We start from the raw sequence: 14,806 nt of genomic DNA on the forward strand, positions 1-14,806 counted from the left end.
ACTTTGCGGGCGAGCTTGGCGGTTCCCGCCGCCGGGTCAAGGCCGGCCATGCTTTCCCTAAGGAACGGCTTTGCAGAAGCGTCACGGAGACTAAGCTTCGTCCATGACCGAGCCCGCATTCGACTCCAAGGATGACGGCGAGGCGCTGGATCCGAGTTCCGGCGTCATCCGCCCCCGCCACGCCGCCACCGTGATCGTGGTGCGCGACGACGGCCCCGCGCCGCGCGTGCTGATGGGCCGGCGCAATCGCGGCCACGCCTTCATGGCCAGCAAATGGGTGTTTCCGGGCGGCCGGGTCGATCGCGGCGACTTCGACGCGCCCTCGGCCAGCGAGCTTTCTGCGGAGGTCGCCGAGCGCCTGGCCAAGCATCCCAGGCACGCCTCCCCCGCCCGCCTGGCCCGCGCCCTGGCGCTGGCGGCGGTGCGCGAAACCTTCGAGGAGACCGGCCTGCTGCTGGCCAAGGCCGCGCCGCCGCGTCCCGGGGCCGGCGCCTGGCGGCCGTTCCTGGCCCAGGGCGCCCTGCCCGACCTGGCGCCGCTGAGCTTCGTGGCCCGCGCGATCACCCCGCCCTATCGCCCCCGCCGCTTCGACGCCCGCTTCTTCATGGCCCCGGCCAGCGCCCTCTTGAGCCTGGAGCGTCAGCCCGACTGCGGCGAGCTGGACGAGATCGCCTGGGTCAGCTTCGACGAGACCCGCGACCTTGATCTGCCCAGCATCACCCGCATGGTGCTGCGCGAGACCGCCCAGCAAATGAAGGACCCCGGCCGCCCGGCGCCGTTCATGCGCTTCCTGCGCGGCAATGCGGTGATGACGGAACTCTGACCATGCTCGCCCTCCTCCTCGCCCTGCAGACCGTCACCGCCCCGATCGACCAGGCCGCCTTCCTGGCCGGCTGCTGGAAGCAGACGCTGCCCAACGGCGTCGTCGAGGAGCAGTGGCTCGCGCCCGGCGGCGGGATGATGCTGGGCATGAGCCGCACGGTGCGCGACGGCAAGGCGCGCGGCTGGGAGTTCACCCGAATCCAGGAGGCCGACGGACGACTCACCTTCGTCGCCCTGCCCTCGGGCCAGGCCGAAGGCGTCTTTCCGTTGAAGAGCGCCGGCCCCGGCGAGCTGGTGTTCGAAAACCTCGCCCACGACTTTCCGCAGCGGGTGATCTATCGCAGCCAAGGCGCGGACGGGCTTGTGGGCCGGATCGAGGGGGAAATCGACGGCAAGGCGCGGTCGGTGGATTTCCCTTACAAGCGATGCGCAGCCGGCAATTGACTTTGCCCCGTTCATGAGTATGTTCCGCGCCTCTCATTTCGACCGCGCGGGGACCTGCGCGATTACCGCAGGGATTCGACCATGGCCAAACCGGCTTCGATCAAGATCCGCCTGAACTCGACGGCGGACACCGGCTTCTTCTACGTCACCAAGAAGAACGCCCGCACCAAGACCGAGAAGATGGTGCTGAAGAAGTACGACCCGGTCGTGCGCAAGCACGTCGAATTCCGCGAAGGCAAGATCAAGTAAGATCGCCTCGTCGCACCGACGAATTTCGAAAACGCCCGGCGGCAACGTCGGGCGTTTTTGTTTTTGGCGTTTTTGTTTTTCCGGCTCAACTCGGCTAGTGACGCAGTGGGCGCCTGCCCTGGCATAGGATTCCCCCGCGTGATCGTTCGCCTCGCCCTAGCCTTCTCGATCCTCGCCGCCGTGCCCGCCTGCTCGGCGCCGGAGCCGGTCCCGCACACCCAGGGCTACGAGATCGTCCGCACCTACCCGCACGACCGCCAGGCCTTCACCGAGGGCCTGCTGTTCCGTGACGGCCAACTCTACGAGAGCACGGGCCTGGAAGGCCGCTCCTGGGTGCGCCGAGTGTCGCTGGAGACCGGCGCGGTCCAGCAGCAGGCCGACATGGACCCCAAGTATTTCGGCGAAGGCATCGTCGACTGGGGCGACAAGCTGGTGCAGCTGACCTGGAAGGACGGCGTCGGCTTCGTGCGCGACCGCGCGACCTTCGCCGTGAAATCGACCTTCACCTACACCGGCGAAGGCTGGGCCCTGACCCGGGACGATCGCCGCATCATCATGAGCGACGGCACGAGCGAGCTGCGGTTCCTGGATCCGGAGACCCTGAAGGAGACCGGCCGGATCAAGGTCACCGAGTTCGGCCAGCCGGTCGACCAGATCAACGAACTGGAATTCATCAAGGGCGAGGTCTGGGCCAATCTCTGGCAGACCGACCAGATCATCCGCATCGATCCCAAGACCGGCAACGTGATCGGGCGCCTCGACATGTCAGGCCTGCTGACGCCGCAGGAAGCCGCCCATGCCGACGTGCTCAACGGCATCGCCTACGACGCCAAGGGCGACCGGATCTTCGTGACCGGAAAGTTCTGGCCGTGGCTGTACGAGATCAAGATCGCGAAGTAGGCCCGCTTCTCATCTCGGAGAGGGGATTTAGGCTGCCGCCTTGCCGACCACCGCGTTGCGACCCGAGGCCTTGGCCTCGTAAACGCCGCTGTCGGCGCGCTTGAGCAGGGCTTCGGGGGTGTCGCCCGCGCCGCTGGTGGCCGAGACGCCGACCGAGATGGTCACCGTCAGCAGTTCCTGGCCGCCGGCCACGCGGAACGGCGAGCCGGCCACGTGCATGCGAATCCGCTCGGCGATGCGCACGGCGTCGACCAGCTGGGTGTCGGGCATGATCACCGTGAACTCCTCGCCGCCGAAGCGGCAAGGCAGGTCGATGGCGCGGACGTTCGAGGCCAGGCGCAGGGCGAACTCGCGCAGCACCTCGTCGCCGACGTCGTGGCCGAAGCCGTCGTTGATCTTCTTGAAGTAGTCGATGTCGATCATCAGCGCCGACACCGGGTCGCCGCCCATGGTGGCGCGGTTGACCAGGGCCGACAGCTGGCCGGTCATGTAGCGACGGTTGTGCAGGCCGGTCAGCGGATCGGTGACGGCCAGCTCCAGCGAGTGGTCGAGATTGTTGCGCAGATAGTCGGTGTAGCGCTTGAGGCGCACCTGGGTGCGGGCGCGGGCCGCCAGTTCCTGCGGGTCGATCGGGCGCGGCAGCACGTCGTTGACGCCCAGGTCCAGCGCCTTGACCATCCGCGGACGGTCGTCGGGATCGACGACGGCCAGGATCGGCAGGTGCCGGGTGCGCTCGCTCGAGCGCAGGGTGGCGGCGAAGCGCAGGCCGTCGAAGCCGCGCGCGGCGGCGTTGACGATGACCAGGTCGACGGGGCCGCTGGCGCTGACCTCGGCCTTGGCCGGATCGGTCTCGACCACCGGGCGGTGCTCGACCGCCAGTTCGGCGGCCACGCGCTGGGCCTGGCGTTCGTTGTCGTCGACGATCAGGACCCGGCCGCCGATGCCGTCGAGGCGGGTGGCGGCGCCGGCGATCACGCCGATGCGGCGGCCCGAGGCCTCGCGCTGGCGCAGTTCGTCGATGACCATCTTCAGGCGGGTCGAGCTGCGCACGCGGGCGAACAGCATGACGTCGTCGATGGGCTTGGTCAGAAAGTCGGCGGCGCCGGCCTCCAGGCCCTGGATGCGGTCGGCGCGGCCGTCGAGGGCCGTGACCAGCACCACCGGGATGTGGCGAGTGGCGGGATCTTCCTTGAGCCTGCGGCAGACGGTGAAGCCGTCCATGCCGGGCATCATCACGTCGAGCAGGATGATGTCGGGCAGTTCCTCGGCCGCCTTTACAAGCGCGGTCGGGCCGTCATAGGCGCAGGAGACCTGATAATACTCGGCCGAAAGCTTGGCCTCGAGCAGGCGCACATTGGCCTCGATGTCGTCGACGACGAGGATTCGCGCGCTCACGGCCTGTTACCTCTCCAGCAGTCGGCGAATGGTTTCGAGGAAGTGCGTCACCGAGATGGGCTTCGAGATGTAAGCCTCGCAGCCGCCCTCGCGAATCCGTTCCTCGTCGCCCTTCATCGCAAATGCCGTAACGGCGACGACTGGGATATGTGACAGATCGTCGTCCTCCTTGAGCCACTTGGTCACTTCCAGGCCCGAAATCTCGGGCAACTGGATGTCCATGAGGATCAAATTGGGGCGATGCTCACGGGCGATCGACAACGCCTGCAGGCCCTCACGGGTCTGCAGGGTCTCATAGCCCTGGGCTTCGAGCAGATCATGAAAGAGCTTCATGTTCAGCTCGTTATCCTCGACGATGAGGACCTTCTTCGTCATCCTGACCCCGACCATACGGTCCGTGGCGACACGTGAGGGATTCGCGCCGCTTCTTCATCCTCAGATCGCACGAATATCCTTAAGCCCGCGCTAATCGCGTTTCCAACGCCCGATTGCAGAACATGGACCCCTGCTCCCTAGACCTTAAGGCCTGCACGCTCGATACGCACCGTCCGCTCGTCATCGTGGATGTCGACGAGGTGCTGGCCCAGTTCATGGCCGGCTTCGGCGCGTTCATCGGCCGGCACGGCTTCGAGCTGCGCGTCGATCGCTTCGCCCTGTTCCAGAACATCTATCGCCCCGGCGAGACCGAACACCTGGACCTGATCGCCGGCCGGGCCCTGTTCGACGACTTCTTCCGCGACGGCGGCGAGGACCTGGAGCCCGCCGAGGGCGCGGCCGACGCCCTGGCCGACCTGTCGCTGGACGCCAATGTGGTGATCCTGACCAACGCCCCCGAGCACGGCCGCCAGACCCGCGCCAAGTGGCTGAAGACCCACGGCTTCGACTATCCGCTGGTGATCAATTCGGGTCCCAAGGGTCCGTCGGCCGCGCAATTGGCCGGACGGGTCGAGGCCCCGGCGGTGTTCATCGACGACCTGCTACCGCAACTCGAATCGGTGGCCACAAGCGCCCCCTCGGTCGGCCGCTTCCAGATGGTGGCCGACAAGCGCCTGCGCCCGCTGGCCCCCAGCGCTCCCGACCGCCACGCCCGCATCGACCTGTGGCCCGACCTGAAGATCGCCATCCGCGAGGCGCTGGCGCTCGAAGGCCGATGAAAGCCCCCAGATGAAAGCTCTTTGCCGCGATTGCCTGTGGACCGGCGAGCGCAAGGCGCCGCGCTGCCCGTCGTGCGGCTCGCCGCGCACGGTCTTCCACGAGGAGCTCGGCCAGCTGTCCATGGCACACCTCGACTGCGACGCCTTCTACGCCTCGGTGGAGAAGCGCGACGATCCGTCGCTGCGCGACAAGCCGGTGATCGTCGGCGGCGGCAAGCGCGGGGTCGTGACCACGGCCTGCTACATCGCCCGGATGAGCGGGGCGCGCTCGGCCATGCCGATGTACAAGGCGCTACAGCTGTGCCCCGACGCCGTCGTGGTGAAGCCCAACTTCGCCAAGTACAAGCACGAGAGCGCGCTGATCATGGCGCGGCTGTCGAACCTGACGCCGCTGGTCCAGCCGCTGTCGCTGGACGAGGCCTGGATCGACCTTTCCGGCACCGAGCGCCTGCACGGCGCGCCGCCGGCGGTGATGCTGGCCAAGGTGCAGAAGGAGATCGAGGCCGAGCAGAACCTGACCGTCTCGGTGGGCCTGGCCCCCAACAAGTTCCTGGCCAAGATCGCCTCGGAGCTGGACAAGCCGCGCGGCTTCTCGGCGATCGGCGCGGCCGAGGCGGTGACGTTCCTGGCGTCCAAGCCGGTGTCGATCCTGCCGGGCGTGGGCCCGGCCACGGTGACCACTCTGGCCGGCCTTGGCCTGCCCACGGTCGGCGACATCGCCAATGCGGACCTCAAGATGCTGGCCAAGGAGTTGGGCGCGGGCGGGCTGCGGCTGCACCGCCTGGCCCACGGCGAGGACGCCCGGGCCGTCGATCCCGACAGCGTGCGCAAGACGATCAGCGCCGAAACCACCTTCAACGACGACCTCTTTCGCCGCGAGGAGCTGGAGGACCAGCTCTGGCCCCTGTGCGAGAAGGTGGCCCGCCAGGCGCGCCGCGAGGACGTGGCCGGGCGTGTGGCGACGCTGAAGCTGCGCACCCCCGACTTCAAGATCCACACCCGCCGCCGCACCCTGCCCGTCCCCACCCAGACGGCCCAGACCCTGTTCCAGGTGGCGCGCGAGCTCTTGGCCGCCGAGCCGGCCGGCCGCTCCTATCGCCTGATCGGGGCGGGCCTGACCGAGTTCGTCCCCGCCGCCGGGGCGGCCGACGACTTCTTCGCCGGCGACGAGCGCCGGGCGCTGAAGAGCGAGACCGCCATCGACGCCCTGCGCGGCAAGTTCGGCCTGGGCGCCGTCGTCACCGGCCGGGCGCTGAAGAACCGCTAGGCGGAACGACATTCATCCACTGACCGTGCCCCTCCAATCCGTCTTTCCCCGCGAAGGCGGGGATCCAAGCTGACGTTCAGGACGAGGCGAGGCCGTGGATCCTCCGCAGCCTCGGCTTGGATCCCCGCCTTCGCGGGGATGCACGGAGAAAAATCAGCTCAAATTCGTAACGGTTACCCCGCCTCAGGAACCGCCAGCGCCTCTCCCGCCGTCGTCCGCACCGCCAGGGTCAGCTGGTCGAGCAGTCGCGCCGAAAGCCGCGTGCGCTGCCAGTACAGCGCGACGGCGATGGAACGTTTGGGCGGAAGCTCCACCAGTCGCCCGGCCTCCAGATGCGGCTTGGCGAGAACACGCGGCGTCATCGCCCAGCCCAGGCCGGCCAGGTTCATGTCCAGCATGCCTTGGGTGGCCGGGGTGAAGTGGACAGGGCCGGCGGGCTTCACGCCCAGCGCCTCCTGCGCCCAGCGGGCCTGCAGGCCATCGCGGCGGTCGAAGCGCAGCATCGGGGCCGCGCCCAGGCTCTCGCCGTTCACCCCGCTCGCGAAGAACCGGGCGACGAAGTCGGGGCTGGCGGTGGCGACATAGTCGATCGCGCCCAGCGGATAGGTGCGGCAGCCCTGGACCGGCGCGGGGTCGGCGGTGACGGCCGCCAGCACCTGGCCGTCGCGCAGGCGCTCGGCGGTGTGGGCCTCGTCGTCCATGACCAGATCGAGCATGGCCCCGGTCTGCGCCGCGAACCGGGCGGCGGCCTGGGGAAACCAAGTGCTGACGCTGTCGGCGTTGACGGCGATCCGCAGCACGGCCGGGCCGGCGTCGGGCGCGGCCAGGCGCGGCAGGTCGGCGACGAGGTCGCTTTCCAGCAGGCGCACCTGCTCGACATGGGCGCACAGCCTGGCCCCGACCGCCGTCGGCCGGCAGGGCTGGCCGCGCGTCAGCAGCACCGCGCCCAGGCGCTCCTCCAGCCCCTTCACCCGTTGCGAGACCGCCGAGGGGGTGACGCCCAGCGCCATCGCGGCCTTGTCGAAGGCGCCCTCGCGGGCCACCGCCGCCAGGGCGGCCAGGGAAGCATAGTCCAACATTAGCCAACCTAAATTCGATTTAGCATCCTTAGTTAGACTACAGCGACGCCGGCCGGCATCAAGCCGCCATGACCAGCGCCCTCCTCCCCGCCTTCATCAAGGGCTTCGCCCTCTCCGCCGGCCTGATCGTCGCCATCGGGGCCCAGAACATGTTCGTGCTGCGCCAGGGGCTGAAGCGCGAGCACGTGCTCCCGATCGTGCTGTTCTGCGCCCTGGCCGACGCCAGCCTGATCGTCGCCGGGGTCAGCGGCCTTGGCCAAGTGCTGGCCCTGGTTCCCGCGCTGTCTCTGATCCTCAGCCTGGGCGGGGCGGCGTTCCTGGCCTGGTACGGGGTGAGCGCCCTGCGCCGCGCCGCCAGCCCGGCCGCCCTGGTGGTCGCCGACCAGGCGGGTCTGACGCTAGGCGCCGCCCTGGCCGGGACGGCGGCCTTCACCTTCCTGAACCCTCACGTCTACATCGACACCGTCATGCTGATGGGCGCGGTGGGGGCCAGCCTGCCGGCGGGCGAGCGGCCGCTGTTCATGGCCGGCGCGGCCCTGGCCAGCCTGGCGTGGTTCTCGGGACTGGGCTTCGGCGCCCGCTTCCTGACGCCGCTGTTCGCGCGGCCCGCGGCCTGGCGCGTGCTCGATCTCTGCATCGGCGTGGTGATGCTGGCCCTGGCGGCCAGCCTGCTGGTCGGCGCGGCGGCCGCCTGACCACCTTCAGAGAACTCTGCTTGACAGAGTAACTAATCGACATCACTCTGCACCACAGAGGGCCATGCGCCCCTATGGAGGATGTGATGGTGCTGACCAAGGACGAGGCCGCCGCCGCGCTGGCCGAGATAGACACGACCACCCGCCGCAGCGGCATGCTCAAGGGCTATCGCATCGGCGGGCCAATCCTGATGCTGTGGAGCGTGATCTGGGCCCTGGGCTACCTGAACATGGGCCTGCTGCCGCCCACGTTCTGGAGCTGGACCTGGTTCGGGCTGGACGCGATCGGCGCCATCGGCAGCGTGCTCCTGGCCCAGCGCCTCAAGGGCCAGGCGGGCGTGGGCGGCAAGGGCGGCAGAGCCGACGTCACCAGCCTGCGCATGCTGGGCGGCATGGGCGTGGTGATGCTCTTCGTGCTGGCGGTGTTCTCGGTGCTGAGGCCGACCGATCCGGCCGGCTATCTCGCCTTCCCCGGCCTGCTAGTCGGCACGATCTACGCCGCGGTCGGGGTGTTCCTGGCCCGCCGCTACCTGCTGATCGGCGCGGTGATGTTCGCCCTGACCCTGATCGGCTTCTACGCCTTCAAGGAATACCTGGCCTTCTGGATGGCCAGCGCCAGCGCGGCGCTGTTCGTCAGCGGCGTCTGGCTGGCGAGGGCCTGACCATGGCGCAAGCAGACGACCTGATCCACCAGCCCCTGCGCCTGAAGATCATGGCCGCCCTCTATGCCGAGCGGCAGGGCGAGCCGCTGGAGTTCTCGCGGCTGAAGACCATCACCGAGGCCACCGACGGCAACCTCGGCAGCCACCTGACGGCCCTGGAAAAGGCCGGCTATGTCGAGATCCTCAAGGACCACGTCGGCAAGCGCCCGCGTACCCGCGTGAAGGTGACGCCGACCGGATCCAAGGCCTTTCGCGGCCACGTCGCCTATCTGCGCGAACTGGTCGAGGGCGTTCTGGACTGATCCCCGCCCCTAGGCGCGGCCCCTCCGTCAGGAGCCGGCCGCGCCCCGCTCGGCGCGAGCCTTGCGCATGAACTCCATCTGCCTGGCGACCCGCTCGGCCTTGCAGACCTCGTGACTCTGGCCCTTGGCCTCGAGGTCCAGACACTGGTTGGCCGCCGCCATCGGCGGGATCATGTCGATCGGTTCGGACGAGGCGTCCCCGCGATCGATCACGGCCCGCAACCGGACGAGGAAGCCCAGCAGACCGCGCCGGTTGGCGACCTCCTCGGACTCCTGGGCGCCGTCGGCCGGGGCGGCCGGCAGGGCGGCCAGCCGCTTGTCGATCTCCAGCCGGGCGAGATCGGCCTTGGCGGCGTCGAACTGACCCAGCTCCCGCCGGCTGTTGGCCGCCTGCCCCAGCAGGCCCACCCAGCCCTGGTCCTCGGACTTGACCGGCTCGGCCTCGGCCCGCTCGGCGAATTCACGTTGATAGCGGGCCTTGAGCTCCGGCTGACGGTCGGCCTGCCAACTGGCCTGCAGCAGCAGCCACAGCGGATCGCCCTCGCCTTTCAGGGCCGCCTCCAGCCAGGCGGCCCGATAGTAGCTGGTGTCCGTGCGAACCAGGCGCTTGTAGTCGTCCGAGGCGACCAGGGTCTCCAGTTGCTTGATCTCCGACTTGGAGAAGTCGCGGTACATGACCAGGCCGTTGCCCGGGCACACCGGGACCGGCATCGGAAACTCCCAGCTGCCATAGGGCTTGCCGTCCGGCCGTCGGCCCCAGGTGCTGTAGGAGGCCGTGCCGACGTGGGTGAAGCTCTCGCCGCCCACGGCGCACTGCATCTTGATGGGCGTGGGGATGCCCGCCTCGGCGGCGCCCGCGACGCAAACCGCAGCCAGAGCGGCGCCGATCAACCAGAGCTTCAATTCAGCCTCCCAACTCGCATGATGGGAGAGCGTCGCACTTCAATTGACGTACGTAAACAGGAAAGCGACGCGGGTCGCCTCCTACATCAGCGAGCCCTTGCCGCTGGTGACTTCGGTGTAGCGGTGCACGCGCACGGCCTGGACGAGGCCGAAGCCGATCATCACCGTCATCATCACGGTGCCGCCGTAGGACAGCATCGGCATGGGCACGCCCACCACCGGCGCCAGGCCCATGACCATGGCCCCGTTGATCAGCACGTAGAGGGCGAAGGTCGCCGTCACGCCGGAGGCGGCCAGACGTCCGAAGTGGCTGTGGCTGATCGAGGCGATACGCAGGGCCATGAAGATCACCACGCCGTAGAGCGCCAGCACCCACAGGCAGCCGATGAAGCCGAACTCCTCGGCCAGGGTGGCGAAGATGAAGTCGGTCTGCTTTTCCGGCAGGAAGTTCAGCTGGCTCTGCGAGCCCAGGCCAAAGCCCTTGCCCAGCAGGCCGCCCGAGCCCAGGGCGATCTTCGACTGGTAGATGTGGTAGCCCGAACCCGACTGGTCGGCCTCGGGGTTGAGGAAGGTCAGCACCCGCTTGCGCTGGTAGTCGTGCAGCACGAACAGCACGAACGGCGGGATGGCCACCAGGGCGCCGATGACGCCGGTGGCGATCACCCGCCAGGACAGGCCGGCGAGAATGACGATGGCCAGGCCCGTCAGGGCGATCAGCATGGCGGTGCCGAGGTCGGGCTGGTGGGCCACCAGCAGCACCGGCGCGCCGATCATCGCCGCCGGGACCAACAGCCGCCACGAGAACCGGGCGCTGTCGGCCGACAGGCCGTGATAGTAGCGGGCCAGGGCCAGCACCACGCCCAGCTTCATGATCTCGGACGGCTGGAAGCGGAAGCCGCCGATCGACAGCCAGCGCTGGGCGCCCAGCGACACGTCGCCGATCGCCTCTACCGCCACCAGCAGCAGCAGCCCGATGATGTAGACCGGATAGGCCAGCGAGAACCAGACCCGCAGGTCGATCATCGCCAGCACGATCATCATCACGAAGTAGAGGCCGAAACGCAGCAGGTGCTTGTCGGCCCAGGGCTCCCACGAGGCCCCGGCGATCGAGAACAGCATCAGCGCCCCGGAGCCCGCGATCAGGCACAGGAGCAGGCAAAAGGTCCAGTCGATCTCCATGAACTTGATGATCGGCCGGTCGCGTTCGCCGGGCCGGGAGAGGCCGCCGCTGAGGGTCATATGTGGCCTCCCTGAGGCGGCTGGCCGGTGGGCGGGGTCGCCTCCGGCGGCGACGGCGCGCCCAGTTCGGGCTCGTCGGGGGCCGCGCCCTCGACCACGCCGTCGACGGTTTCGACGGGAGCCTCCGGCAGCGGCATCGGCCTTTCGATGCGGGCGCGGATCTCCGGATCCTTCAGCAGGGCCACGCGCATCACCTCGCGGGCGCGCGGCGCGCCGGCGGTGGCGCCGCCCAGGCCGCCGTGCTCGACCAGCACCGCCACGGCGTAGCGCGGATCGTCATAGGGCGCGAAGGCCACGAACAGGTTGTGGTCCTTGAGCTTCCACTGCACCGAGGCGCTGTTGCGGCTCTTGACCTTGTCGTAGCTGCGGACCTGCGCGGTGCCGGTCTTGCCGGCCATCTGCACATCGCCCAGGCCCAGCTGGCTCTGCTTGTAGGCCGTGCCGCGCACGTCGTTGGCCACGGCGGCCATGCCGCCGCGCACGTAGTCGAGGTGCTCCTTGGAGAACGGCAGGTCGGGCACGTCGGCGCCGCTGGGCTGCTCCTCGCCGCCCACCGACTTCACCAGGCGCGGCACCAGGGCCTTCTTACCGTTGGCCAGGCGCGCGGTCATCGTCGCCAGCTGCAGCGCGTTGACGTTCAGGGCCCCCTGCCCGATCCCGTAGCTGGGGGTCTCGCCCGGAAACCAGATCTGGTTGGCCGGATTGCGCTTGAAGGCCCGCTTCTTCCACTCGCGGTCAGGGACGATGCCCTTCTTCTGGCCGGGGATGCCGATGTCGAACACCTGGCCAAAGCCCATGCCGCGCGCGGCGGTGGCGATGGCGTCCGGGCCGATCTTCAGGGCCGTCTGGTAGAAGTAGATGTCGCACGAGTTCTTGATGGCGTCGTGCATGTTCTGGGCGCCGTGGCCGCCCTTCTGCCAGCAGCGCCAGGTGCGGCCGCCGTAGTACCAGCTGCCCGGGCAGTTGATGCGGACCTCGGGATCGATGCCGGCCGTCAGCGCGGCCAGGCCCACCGTCGGCTTGAAGGTCGAGCCCGGCGGATAGGTGCCGGTCATGGCCTTGTCGAGCAGCGGCTTGCGCTCGTACTCCGACAGCGCCTTGTACTCGGCCCCGGACAGCCCCTTGACGAAGCGGTTGGCGTCGAAGCTGGGGGCCGAGACCATGGCCAGCAGGTCGCCGTTGCGCACGTCCATCACCACGATGGCGCCGCTCTCCTCGCCCATCACCTCGAGGGCGCGGTTCTGGATGTCAGCGTCGAGGGTGAGGCGCACTTCCTTGCCGGGCGTGGCCGGGATGTCGCCGGCCGGGTCGAGACTGACCACGCGGCCTTGCGCGTCGACCTCGGCCTTGATGGCCCCCGCCCTGCCCCGCAGAGCAATGTCGAAAGCCTTTTCCACGCCCTGGCGACCGATGCGGAAGCCGGGATTGTGCAGCAGTTCCTGGTCCTGGGTCAGGTCCGTCCGCGCCGCCTCGACGTCCTTGTCCGACACCTTGGCCACGTAGCCGATGACGTGGGCGAAGGCGCCGCCGAACGGATAGACCCGCACCTCGCCCATGTCGGCGCTGATGTTGGGCAGCTCGGGGGTGCGGATGTTGATCCGGGAGAACTCCTCCCAGCTCATGTCCTCCATCACCACCACCGGCGCCTTGCGCGGGGCGTTGTTGACTTCCTTGAGCAGGCGGGCGCGGCGCGTGCCGTCGATCGGCACCAGGGTGGCCAGGTCGTCGAGGGTGGCCTCGACGTCCATGCCCTTCTCCTTGATCACCATCAGGCGGAAGTTGGGACGGTTGGAGGCCAGGGCCACGCCGTTGCGGTCGAGGATCAGGCCGCGCGGCGGCGGCACCAGGCGGTAGTTGAACTGGTTGCCGGCCGAAAGCTTCTGGTAGCGCTGGGCTTCGACTAGCTGGAGCTGGGCCAGGCGCCCGGTCAGGGTCAGCAGGCCCAGGCCCGCGAAGCCGCCCAGCAGGAAGGCCCGGCGGTGGAAGACCCCCTGCCGTTCGTTGACCTCGAAGAAGAAGATCGACGGTTCGCTCATCGCCTCACCGGAACCGGACGTCGGCGTCTTCGAAGCGATCGATCAGCCTGTGCGCGAAGGGGAACAGCAGCGCCGTGACCAGGAACTGCCAGAACACCGCCACCAGGCTGGGCATGGCCAGGCTGTCCATCATCGTGAACAGGAAGCCGGCGCTCATCGAGACGGCGCAGGCCCCGGCGTACCAGGCCCACATCATCGGCCGGCTCTGGCCGGTCAGCATGTTGCGCGCCGCCAGCACCGAGGCGTAGGCGACCAGCAGCGACAAGCCCCACAGGCCGGTCGGCCCGCCCCAGAAGGTGTCGAGGAACAGGCCCAGCACCAGCAGGGCGAACGGCGCCAGGATCGAGGGCCGGATCACCGCCCAGGCGAAGGCCGGGACCATGGCGAACACCGGCTCGGGCAGCTGCAGGCCCCACATGCGGATCGGCGCGGCGAAGGCCAGCGTCGCCAGGATCACGAACAGCATGGGGACGCCCAGCCAGCGCCCCGGATTGAGGGGCCGGGCGCCGGTCATTGCGGCGTCCTGGCCGGAGCGGCCGGAGGCGTCGTCGCGGCGGCCGGAGGCCTGGCGGCGGGCGGCTTGGCCGGCGTCGTGGTTCCAGCCGTGGCGGGCTTGGGCGCGGCGGGCTTCGGAGCCGTGGTCGTCGCCGGAGCGGCGGTTCCAGCGGCCGGAGCCGGCGCGGCGGGCTTCACCGGACCGAGCATCGACTCCTCGGGGTTCTCGGTGATCACCGGCGGCAGCACCTTGGCGGCCAGGGCCTGCTGGTCGGCGAGCTGGGCGAAGTCCTTGAACAGCAGGATGCGGATGTAGTCGATCGAGGTGCTGTCGGCGAACAGCACCACCCGCCAGCGGCCGTCCAGGCCCTTGACGGCCGCGCCCACCGGCAGGCCGCGCGGCACGACGCCGCCGTCGCCGGAGGTGACGACGCGGTCGCCCGGCTGGATCGGATCGGCCCCGCGCAGGTAGTCGAGCTTGGGATTGGGGCCGCCGTCGCCGGTCAGGATGGCGCGGGCGTTGGTGCGGTCGATCATCACCGGTGTGCGCGAGGCGATGTCGGTCAGCAGCAGCACGCGGCTGACGCCGGGCGCGACGCCGACCACGCGACCGACCAGGCCGCGCTCGTTCATCACCGGATTGCCGACCACGACGCCCTTCTCCTTGCCGGCGTCGGCCAGGCGGGTGTTGGCGAAGGGGCCGCGGCTGTCGGCGACCACGCGGGCGGCGACCATCGGGATCGGCGGATCGGTCTTCAGGCCCAGCAGCGACTTGTAGCGGTCGTTCTCGTCGACCAGCGCCAGGTACTTGTCGCGATAGGCCCGCATCTCCTGAAGCTCGGCCTTCAGGCGGGCGTTCTCGGCGCCGGCGAAGAAGTAGTTGCGCACGGCGCCGACGCCGACGCCGGTCCAGCGGCCGGGCGCGGCGATGACGCCGCTGACCGGCTTGGCCACCGTGTCGACAGTCTGGCGGGTGACGCCGTAGGCCTGCAGCTGCAGGGTCTCACGCCGGTCGGCCAGGAGGAAGGCCACCGCGATCACGACCGCGACGATGAGCGCCACGGCCGCGGTCCAGGTGAGCGGCACTTTCAGGTCGCCGAGCGGACCTTCACGAAAGGGCACGAACTGTTCTCCTGGCGCCCCCCGGCGCCGATACGGATTGTA

The 14,806-nt window shown here is 69.2% G+C and carries 17 protein-coding genes; 9 read left to right on the forward strand and 8 right to left on the reverse strand.

What is annotated here, in order from left to right; genetic code table 11:
* Window positions 1-103 precede the first annotated feature (103 nt).
* The 4 genes from AC2YHT_RS04310 to AC2YHT_RS04325 all read left to right on the forward strand — a co-directional run bounded on the left by AC2YHT_RS04310 (window position 104) and on the right by AC2YHT_RS04325 (window position 2,415).
* A complete protein-coding gene (locus AC2YHT_RS04310) occupies window positions 104-823 on the forward strand; it encodes an NUDIX hydrolase (RefSeq protein ID WP_487288349.1) in 720 nt (239 codons plus the stop codon).
* 2 nt (window positions 824-825) lie between these two features.
* A complete protein-coding gene (locus tag AC2YHT_RS04315) occupies window positions 826-1,266 on the forward strand; it encodes a DUF6265 family protein (RefSeq protein WP_487288350.1) in 441 nt (146 codons plus the stop codon).
* Window positions 1,267-1,347: 81 nt separating this feature from the next.
* Window positions 1,348-1,515 carry a 50S ribosomal protein L33 gene (gene rpmG, locus AC2YHT_RS04320; RefSeq protein ID WP_004620056.1) on the forward strand — a complete coding sequence of 56 codons (168 nt, stop codon included), beginning with the start codon at window positions 1,348-1,350 and terminating at the stop codon, window positions 1,513-1,515.
* 138 nt (window positions 1,516-1,653) lie between these two features.
* Window positions 1,654-2,415: a glutaminyl-peptide cyclotransferase gene (locus tag AC2YHT_RS04325; protein ID WP_487288352.1), complete on the forward strand. Its 762-nt coding sequence runs from the start codon at window positions 1,654-1,656 to the stop codon at window positions 2,413-2,415.
* Window positions 2,416-2,442: 27 nt separating this feature from the next.
* Here the strand turns inward: AC2YHT_RS04325 and AC2YHT_RS04330 are convergent, their stop codons facing one another.
* Together AC2YHT_RS04330 and divK are read right to left on the reverse strand one after the other, a co-directional pair.
* Complete coding sequence (locus AC2YHT_RS04330; protein ID WP_487288353.1) at window positions 2,443-3,810, reverse strand: PleD family two-component system response regulator; 1,368 nt, start codon at window positions 3,808-3,810, stop codon at window positions 2,443-2,445.
* A gap of 6 nt (window positions 3,811-3,816) precedes the next feature.
* Window positions 3,817-4,185, reverse strand: coding sequence for a cell-cycle response regulator DivK (divK, locus tag AC2YHT_RS04335; protein WP_487288354.1), 369 nt, complete (start codon window positions 4,183-4,185; stop codon window positions 3,817-3,819).
* Window positions 4,186-4,307: 122 nt separating this feature from the next.
* On the opposite strand from divK, the gene AC2YHT_RS04340 reads away from it, so the two are divergent.
* Window positions 4,308-4,964, forward strand: coding sequence for a hypothetical protein (locus AC2YHT_RS04340; RefSeq protein WP_487288355.1), 657 nt, complete (start codon window positions 4,308-4,310; stop codon window positions 4,962-4,964).
* A 10-nt stretch (window positions 4,965-4,974) separates the two neighbouring features.
* Window positions 4,975-6,231, forward strand: coding sequence for a DNA polymerase IV (locus AC2YHT_RS04345; protein WP_487288356.1), 1,257 nt, complete (start codon window positions 4,975-4,977; stop codon window positions 6,229-6,231).
* A 173-nt stretch (window positions 6,232-6,404) separates the two neighbouring features.
* Here AC2YHT_RS04345 and AC2YHT_RS04350 read toward each other — a convergent pair whose 3' ends face one another.
* Window positions 6,405-7,310: a LysR family transcriptional regulator ArgP gene (locus AC2YHT_RS04350; protein ID WP_487288357.1), complete on the reverse strand. Its 906-nt coding sequence runs from the start codon at window positions 7,308-7,310 to the stop codon at window positions 6,405-6,407.
* 68 nt (window positions 7,311-7,378) lie between these two features.
* Between AC2YHT_RS04350 and AC2YHT_RS04355 the strand changes: the two genes are divergently transcribed.
* From AC2YHT_RS04355 to AC2YHT_RS04365, 3 genes are all read left to right on the forward strand, one after another.
* Window positions 7,379-8,005, forward strand: coding sequence for a LysE/ArgO family amino acid transporter (locus AC2YHT_RS04355; protein ID WP_487288358.1), 627 nt, complete (start codon window positions 7,379-7,381; stop codon window positions 8,003-8,005).
* Between the two features lie 86 nt (window positions 8,006-8,091).
* Complete coding sequence (locus tag AC2YHT_RS04360; protein WP_487288359.1) at window positions 8,092-8,667, forward strand: hypothetical protein; 576 nt, start codon at window positions 8,092-8,094, stop codon at window positions 8,665-8,667.
* 2 nt (window positions 8,668-8,669) lie between these two features.
* Window positions 8,670-8,969, forward strand: a complete 300-nt coding sequence (locus tag AC2YHT_RS04365) for a winged helix-turn-helix domain-containing protein (protein ID WP_487288361.1) — start codon at window positions 8,670-8,672, stop codon at window positions 8,967-8,969.
* A 27-nt stretch (window positions 8,970-8,996) separates the two neighbouring features.
* On the opposite strand, the gene AC2YHT_RS04370 is transcribed toward AC2YHT_RS04365, so the two are convergent.
* The 5 genes from AC2YHT_RS04370 to mreC form a co-directional block, all read right to left on the reverse strand.
* Window positions 8,997-9,872 carry a hypothetical protein gene (locus AC2YHT_RS04370; protein ID WP_487288363.1) on the reverse strand — a complete coding sequence of 292 codons (876 nt, stop codon included), beginning with the start codon at window positions 9,870-9,872 and terminating at the stop codon, window positions 8,997-8,999.
* An 81-nt stretch (window positions 9,873-9,953) separates the two neighbouring features.
* Window positions 9,954-11,111, reverse strand: coding sequence for a rod shape-determining protein RodA (rodA, locus tag AC2YHT_RS04375; RefSeq protein ID WP_110119952.1), 1,158 nt, complete (start codon window positions 11,109-11,111; stop codon window positions 9,954-9,956).
* Window positions 11,108-13,147 (reverse strand): penicillin-binding protein 2, encoded by a 2,040-nt coding sequence (gene mrdA / locus AC2YHT_RS04380; protein WP_487288364.1) that lies wholly within the window; start codon window positions 13,145-13,147, stop codon window positions 11,108-11,110. Before mrdA ends, rodA begins: the two co-directional genes overlap by 4 nt.
* Before the next feature lie 4 nt (window positions 13,148-13,151).
* Window positions 13,152-13,661, reverse strand: coding sequence for a hypothetical protein (locus AC2YHT_RS04385; RefSeq protein ID WP_487288365.1), 510 nt, complete (start codon window positions 13,659-13,661; stop codon window positions 13,152-13,154).
* On the reverse strand, window positions 13,658-14,764 hold the full coding sequence (gene mreC / locus AC2YHT_RS04390; protein ID WP_487288366.1) for a rod shape-determining protein MreC: 1,107 nt from the start codon (window positions 14,762-14,764) through the stop codon (window positions 13,658-13,660). Before mreC ends, AC2YHT_RS04385 begins: the two co-directional genes overlap by 4 nt.
* Between the last annotated feature and the right edge of the window lie 42 nt (window positions 14,765-14,806).

The organism is Caulobacter sp. SRI_008 (assembly GCF_057586355.1).

What these genes read in the sequence shown, in the direction of transcription:
- AC2YHT_RS04310 (WP_487288349.1), top strand. Translation starts at nt 104, where the DNA reads ATGACCGAGCCCGCATTCGACTCCAAGGATGACGGCGAGGCGCTGGAT.
- AC2YHT_RS04315 (WP_487288350.1), top strand. Translation starts at nt 826, where the DNA reads ATGCTCGCCCTCCTCCTCGCCCTGCAGACCGTCACCGCCCCGATCGAC.
- rpmG (WP_004620056.1), top strand. Translation starts at nt 1,348, where the DNA reads ATGGCCAAACCGGCTTCGATCAAGATCCGCCTGAACTCGACGGCGGAC.
- divK (WP_487288354.1), bottom strand. Translation starts at nt 4,185, where the DNA reads ATGACGAAGAAGGTCCTCATCGTCGAGGATAACGAGCTGAACATGAAG.
- AC2YHT_RS04340 (WP_487288355.1), top strand. Translation starts at nt 4,308, where the DNA reads ATGGACCCCTGCTCCCTAGACCTTAAGGCCTGCACGCTCGATACGCAC.
- AC2YHT_RS04345 (WP_487288356.1), top strand. Translation starts at nt 4,975, where the DNA reads ATGAAAGCTCTTTGCCGCGATTGCCTGTGGACCGGCGAGCGCAAGGCG.
- AC2YHT_RS04350 (WP_487288357.1), bottom strand. Translation starts at nt 7,310, where the DNA reads ATGTTGGACTATGCTTCCCTGGCCGCCCTGGCGGCGGTGGCCCGCGAG.
- AC2YHT_RS04355 (WP_487288358.1), top strand. Translation starts at nt 7,379, where the DNA reads ATGACCAGCGCCCTCCTCCCCGCCTTCATCAAGGGCTTCGCCCTCTCC.
- AC2YHT_RS04360 (WP_487288359.1), top strand. Translation starts at nt 8,092, where the DNA reads ATGGTGCTGACCAAGGACGAGGCCGCCGCCGCGCTGGCCGAGATAGAC.
- AC2YHT_RS04365 (WP_487288361.1), top strand. Translation starts at nt 8,670, where the DNA reads ATGGCGCAAGCAGACGACCTGATCCACCAGCCCCTGCGCCTGAAGATC.
- rodA (WP_110119952.1), bottom strand. Translation starts at nt 11,111, where the DNA reads ATGACCCTCAGCGGCGGCCTCTCCCGGCCCGGCGAACGCGACCGGCCG.
- mrdA (WP_487288364.1), bottom strand. Translation starts at nt 13,147, where the DNA reads ATGAGCGAACCGTCGATCTTCTTCTTCGAGGTCAACGAACGGCAGGGG.
- AC2YHT_RS04385 (WP_487288365.1), bottom strand. Translation starts at nt 13,661, where the DNA reads ATGACCGGCGCCCGGCCCCTCAATCCGGGGCGCTGGCTGGGCGTCCCC.